The organism is Streptomyces phytophilus (assembly GCF_013870535.1).
In the GTDB taxonomy this organism is placed as follows: Bacteria; Actinomycetota; Actinomycetes; order Streptomycetales; family Streptomycetaceae; genus Streptomyces; species Streptomyces phytophilus.
The window spans coordinates 1-5,780 of sequence record NZ_JACBXC010000299.1; the positions used below are offsets into that span (position 1 = coordinate 1).

At 72.9% G+C, this 5,780-nt stretch carries 3 protein-coding genes and 1 pseudogene; 3 read left to right on the plus strand and 1 reads right to left on the minus strand.

Annotated features, from left to right (window positions below):
• Positions 1-392: pseudogene (locus H5J30_RS15415) on the plus strand (ABC transporter ATP-binding protein); the annotation flags it as partial.
• Entirely contained in the window at positions 389-2,170 is a 1,782-nt protein-coding gene (locus H5J30_RS15420; RefSeq protein WP_181788006.1) for an ABC transporter ATP-binding protein, read from the plus strand. The pseudogene H5J30_RS15415 and the gene H5J30_RS15420, both read left to right, overlap by 4 nt.
• 91 nt (positions 2,171-2,261) lie before the next feature.
• Here H5J30_RS15420 and H5J30_RS15425 read toward each other — a convergent pair whose 3' ends face one another.
• A complete protein-coding gene (locus tag H5J30_RS15425) occupies positions 2,262-3,056 on the minus strand; it encodes a metal-dependent hydrolase (protein WP_181788007.1) in 795 nt (264 codons plus the stop codon).
• Between the two features lie 147 nt (positions 3,057-3,203).
• Between H5J30_RS15425 and H5J30_RS15430 the strand changes: the two genes are divergently transcribed.
• Entirely contained in the window at positions 3,204-5,732 is a 2,529-nt protein-coding gene (locus H5J30_RS15430) for a DEAD/DEAH box helicase (RefSeq protein WP_181788008.1), read from the plus strand.
• Positions 5,733-5,780: the final 48 nt, after the last annotated feature.

A 5,780-nucleotide genomic window follows, 5' to 3' on the forward strand; every position in this document is an offset into this window, starting at 1 on the left:
TGGCCCGCTCGCTGGTGGCCGACCCGGAGGTGCTGGTGCTCGACGAGCCGACCTCGGCGGTCGACTCGCACACCGAGGCACGTATCGCCGAGAGCCTGCGGGAGATCCGCGCGGGCCGGACGACGGTGGTGTTCACCTCCAGCCCGCTGCTGCTGGACCGGGCCGACACGGTCGTGTTCGTGCAGGACGGCACGGTGGCCGCCGAGGGCCCGCACCGCGAACTGCTCCGCGGCGACGCGGCGTACCGCGCCGTGGTCACCCGGGAGACGGACGACGAGAAGCAGGCGGCCGACGGCGTACGGGACCCGGGCGGCGCAGGCGACAGAGCAGGCGACGGCGCGGCCGTACGCGAAGAGGGCGGCGTGCCGCAGATGATGGAGGGGACCGCATGATCGGCGTGCGACCGCCGGAGTACGACCCGGCCGCGCCACGCACCGCAACCACCCTGCCGGTGGGCGCGCCGGCGACCGTGCGCGGCTACGTGGCGGAGCTGCTGCGCCGCCACCGCACCGCGTTCCTGCTGCTGATCGCCGTGAACGCGATCGCCGTCATCGCCTCGATGGCCGGCCCGTACCTGCTGGGCGGCCTGGTCGAGGACCTGTCGGCGGGCGTCGAGGACCTTCATCTGACGCGCGCGATGGTGCTGTTCTCGATCGCGCTGGCGCTCCAGGCGTTCTTCGTCCGGCTGGTCCGGCTGCGCGGCGCGATGCTCGGCGAGCGGATGCTCGCGGACCTGCGCGAGGACTTCCTCGTACGGTCCGTGGGCCTGCCTCCGGGTGTGCTGGAGCGGGCCGGGACCGGGGACCTGCTGTCCCGTATCACCACCGACATCGACCGGCTGGCGAACGCGATGCGCGAGGCCGTGCCGCAGTTGACGATCGCGGTGGTGTGGGTCGCGCTGGTGCTGGGCGGCATGGTGGTGATGGCACCGCCACTGGCGGTGGCGGTGGTGCTCGCCGCGCCCGTGCTGCTCGCGGGCTGCCGCTGGTACTTCAGGCGGGCGCCGAGTGCGTACCGCTCGGAGGCCGCGGGGTACGCCGCCGTGGCCGCGGCGCTCTCCGAGACGGTGGACGCCGGCCGGACCGTGGAGGCGCACCGGCTGGGCTCGCGCCGCGTCGCGCTGTCGGACCGGCGGGTCAAGGAGTGGGTGGCGTGGGAGCGGTACACGCTCTACCTGCGCTGCATGTTCTTCCCCGTCTTCAACGCCACGCACGTCGTGGTCGTCGGCTCGGTGCTGCTGCTCGGCGGCGCGTTCGTCTTCCAGGGCTGGATGAGCGTCGGCGAACTGACGACGGGCGCGCTGCTGGCGCAGATGCTCACCGAACCGGTGGGCATGATCCTGCGCTGGTACGACGAGTTGCAGGTGGCCCAGGTGTCGCTGGCCCGGCTGGTGGGCGTGCGGGACATCGAGGAGGAGCCCGGCGACGCGGCGGTGCGGCCGGGCGGCCGGGACGTACACGCCGACGAGGTCCGCTTCGGCTACCTGGCCGGGGCCGACGTGCTGCACGGCGTCTCGCTGCGGTTGCAGCCGGGCAGCCGGCTGGCGCTGGTCGGCCCCTCGGGCGCGGGCAAGTCGACGCTGGGGCGGCTGCTGGCCGGGATCTACTCGCCGCGGCGCGGCGAGATACGGCTCGGCGGCGCGGAGCTGGCCCGGATGCCGGCCGAGCGGGTACGGGAGCACGTGGCACTGGTCAACCAGGAGCACCACGTGTTCGTCGGCTCGCTACGGGACAACCTGCGCCTGGCGCGTACCGAGGCGGGCGACGCGGAGCTGTGGGCGGCGCTGGGCGCGGTCGACGCGGGCGAGTGGGCGCGGGCCCTGGACGACGGCCTGGACACGGAGGTCGGCTCGGGCGGAGCGGCGCTCACCCCGGCGCAGGCGCAGCAGATCGCCCTGGCCCGGCTGGTGCTGGCCGACCCGCACACGCTGGTGCTCGACGAGGCGACGTCGCTGCTCGACCCGCGGGCGGCGCGGCACCTGGAGCGGTCGCTGGCGAAGGTGCTGGACGGGCGCACGGTCGTGGCGATCGCCCACCGGCTGCACACCGCGCACGACGCGGACGTGATCGCGGTGGTCGAGGACGGCCGCATCAGTGAACTGGGCAGCCACGACGAACTGGTCGCGGCGGACGGCGCGTACGCCGCCCTGTGGCGCTCCTGGCACGGCTGACGGGACCGCGGCGGACCGGCCCCAGGCCGGCCCGCCGCCCCTCGTTCGCGCCCCGGCCGGGAACCCTTCCGTGACCCCGGCCGGGGCGTCGTCAGCCGATGACGCCCATGGCGGTGAGACCGCCGGCGGTGCCGGCCAGCATGAAGACCGGCATCAGTATTTTCAGCTCGATCCAGCTGCCGGCGCGAAAGCGCATGAAGCCGGGCGGGCCGATCGGGTACCAGCGCCGGCGGCCCACCGGGATCGGCCACAGGACGGGGCAGCCGGAGACGGTGAGGGCGTCGCCGAGGTCGTGGACGAGGGCGCCGAGGACGATGGGCAGGCCCAGCCACAGGTACTCCTGGCCGGGCTCGGTGAAGAGCCAGTCGGAGCCGTTGCCCGGCTTGTCGAGGACGGCGGCGAGGATCCAGGCGCTGGTGGCGCCGAGCAGCCAGACGAGCACGTCGCTGGAGACCCGCGCGGCCCGCCACAGCAGCCCCTCGATGGCCAGCACCATGTGGACGAAGAGGATCCCGAGGACCGCCCACCGGCCGCCGAGCACCGCGAGCGCGGAGAACCCGGCGCCGATCAGCACCGCCCACAGCCAGGTGTGCGTCAGGGTGCGGTGGCCGCCGGAGCGGCGGGGGTCGCCGCGCTTCTTCGTCGCCTTGTAGACACGTGCGGAGAGCTTGTCGATGACCTCGCAGAGGATGCGGGACAGCGGGCCGAAGGCGCGGGAGATGGTCGCGGACTTGTGGTCGAGGTCGGGTGCGAGGGCCGCGCCTGCGCAGATGAGGGCGCCGACGACGAGCACCGGCCAGGGCATCTCGTGGCCCGCGGCGGTGGCCGCGGCGCCCACCCCCAGCCACGCCGCCGCCCCCGAAAGCGAGTGCGCTGGACCCATCATGAACGCTCCCCCACCCCTCGTCCGCCCGTGTGGTGAACGGCCGTTGGCCCCACCCGTTCCGCCCGTCGGCGGCACAGCCTAGCGCGGGTGATCTTCACACGTACCGGGGGTTCACACTTCGGGGGCGGCGGAGGGCAGTATGGACGGGTGACCCTCATCGATCAGACTCCGCCCACCGCCGACCCCGACGACCTCTTCGAGGCGTTCTCCTCCTGGACCGAGGAGCGGGGCATCTCCCTCTATCCGGCGCAGGAAGAAGCTCTGATCGAGGTCGTCTCCGGCTCGAACGTCATCCTGTCCACCCCCACCGGCTCCGGGAAGTCGCTCGTCGCGGCCGGCGCGCACTTCGCGGCCCTGGCCCGGGACGAGGTCTCGTTCTACACCGCGCCCATCAAGGCCCTGGTGTCGGAGAAGTTCTTCGACCTGTGCAAGATCTTCGGCACGGAGAACGTCGGCATGCTCACCGGCGACGCCTCCGTCAACGCCGACGCGCCCGTCATCTGCTGCACCGCCGAGGTGCTGGCGTCCATCGCACTGCGCGACGGGAGGGACGCCGACATCGGCCAGGTGGTGATGGACGAGTTCCACTTCTACGCCGAGCCGGACCGCGGCTGGGCGTGGCAGATCCCGCTGCTGGAGCTGCCGCAGGCGCAGTTCGTGCTGATGTCCGCGACGCTCGGCGACGTCTCCCGCTTCGAGGAGGACCTGACCCGGCGCACCGGCCGGCCCACCGCGGTGGTCCGCTCGGCGACCCGGCCGGTCCCGCTGTCGTACGAGTACCGCACCACCCCGCTCACCGAGACGCTCACGGAGCTGCTGGAGACCCGGCAGGCGCCGGTGTACATCGTGCACTTCACCCAGGCGCAGGCGGTGGAGCGGGCGCAGGCGCTGATGAGCATCAACATGTCCACCCGCGCCGAGAAGGACGAGATCGCCGCCCTTATCGGCAACTTCCGCTTCACCACCCGGTTCGGCCAGCAGCTCTCCCGCTACGTCCGGCACGGCATCGGCGTCCACCACGCCGGGATGCTGCCCAAGTACCGGCGGCTGGTGGAGAAGCTGGCCCAGGCCGGGCTGCTGAAGGTCATCTGCGGCACCGACACCCTCGGCGTCGGCGTCAACGTCCCGATCCGCACGGTGCTGTTCACCGCGCTGACCAAGTACGACGGCAGCCGGGTGCGCACCCTGCGGGCCCGCGAGTTCCACCAGATCGCCGGGCGCGCCGGCCGCGCCGGCTTCGACACTTCCGGGCTGGTGGTGGCGCAGGCGCCGGAGCACGTCGTGGAGAACGAGAAGGCGCTCGCCAAGGCCGGCGACGACCCGAAGAAGCGCCGCAAGGTGGTGCGCAAGAAGCCCCCGGAGGGCTTCGTCAACTGGTCGCAGCACACCTTCGAGAAGCTCATCGCCGCCGACCCGGAACCGCTCACCTCCCGCTTCCGCGTCACCCACGCCATGCTGCTGTCGGTCATCGCCCGCCCGGGCAACGCCTTCACCGCGATGCGCCGGCTGCTGGAGGACAGCCACGAGTCGCGCAGGAAGCAGCTCCGGCACATCCGCCGCGCCATCGCCATCTACCGCTCCCTCCTCGACGGCGGCGTGGTGGAGCAGCTCGACGAGCCGGACGCGCAGGGCCGCATCGTGCGCCTGACCGTCGACCTCCAGCAGGACTTCGCCCTCCAGCAGCCGCTGTCCACCTTCGCGCTGGCCGCCTTCGACCTCCTCGACCCCGAGTCCCCCTCCTACGCGCTCGACATGGTCTCCGTGGTGGAGTCCACCCTCGACGACCCCCGGCAGATCCTCGCCGCCCAGCAGAACAAGGCGCGCGGCGAGGCGGTCGCGGAGATGAAGGCCGACGGCGTCGAGTACGAGGAGCGGATGGAGCGGCTGATGGACGTCGGCTACCCCAAGCCGCTGGAGGAGCTGCTGTCCCACGCCTACGGCCTGTACCGCAAGAGCCACCCGTGGGTCGGCGACCACCCCCTCTCCCCCAAGTCGGTCATCCGCGACATGTACGAACGGGCGATGACCTTCAGCGAGTTCGTCTCCCTCTACGAACTGGCCCGCACCGAGGGCATCGTGCTGCGCTACCTCGCCAGCGCGTACAAGGCGCTGGACCACACCGTGCCGGACGAGCGGAAGTCCGAGGACTTCGAGGACATCGTCGCGTGGCTCGGCGAGATGGTCCGCCAGGTCGACTCCAGCCTGCTGGACGAGTGGGAGCAGCTGGCCAACCCGGCGGAGGAGACCGCCGAGCAGGCCATGGAGCACGCCGACCAGGTCCGCCCGGTGACGGCCAACTCCCGCGCCTTCCGGGTCCTCGTGCGCAACGCGCTCTTCCGCCGGGTGGAGCTGGCGGCGCTCGACGACGCGGACGCACTGGGCGCGCTGGACGAGGAGTCCGGCTGGGACGCGGAGCGCTGGGGCGAGGCCCTGGACGCCTACTGGGAGGAGTACGAGGACATCGGCACCGGCCCCGACGCCCGCGGGCCGCGGCTGCTGCGGATCGAGGAGGACCCGCAGCACGCGCTCTGGCGCGTCCGCCAGACCTTCGCCGACCCGGAGGGCGACCACGACTGGGGCATCTCCGCCGAGGTGGACCTGACCGCCTCCGACGCCGAGGGCCGCGCCGTCCTCCGCGTCACCGGCGTCGGTCCGCTGAGCGGGGCGTCGGGCTGAGCGGACCGCCGGGCCGACCCGCCGTCAGCGCGGCAGGCCCGTACGTCG